Genomic DNA, 405 nt, shown 5'->3' with positions numbered 1-405 from the left:
AAACGCATCAGTCAGACCGTTCAGCAGCATTATGAACCTGCCGTTCAGAGCGCCACAGTTGCCCGCACAGCGACCAAACGGGCCAAGGAAGACAGAGAGAGCCTGAAACAGCTTCAGAGCCGTCTGGAGCCTCTTGTGAAGGCTCTGAGGGATATTCCGACCCAATACCGGGAGAAGGTTATCGAGGGCTGCGTGAAACTGGCCCAACAGCTACGCCAGAAACTCCAAGATCAGGCGGTTGAGGCTCAACGGGAACGAGCCAGAGAAATTGGCCGGAATCGCTCGCGGGAGAATAGCCGAGGTCGGGGCCGCTGACCGTCCCATTCGCTCCTTCTTCCTGAGCAAATACTCTCTTGCACGGTTCTCGGATGTCGCCCGTTTATGCCGTGCATAATTACCCCCCCT

Annotated in this window: 1 protein-coding gene; it reads left to right on the top strand. The window is 57.0% G+C overall.

What is annotated here, in order from left to right; translation table 11 throughout:
• A partial coding sequence (locus tag KP705_RS18490) for a hypothetical protein (RefSeq protein WP_215765361.1) occupies nucleotides 1–315 on the top strand: 315 nt, incomplete at its 5' end.
• Nucleotides 316–405: the final 90 nt, after the last annotated feature.

The sequence above is a fragment of the Gluconobacter sp. P1D12_c genome, assembly GCF_018812105.1.
Lineage (GTDB): Bacteria > Pseudomonadota > Alphaproteobacteria > Acetobacterales > Acetobacteraceae > Gluconobacter > Gluconobacter oxydans_A.
This window is presented reverse-complemented; position numbering and strand designations above follow the sequence as displayed.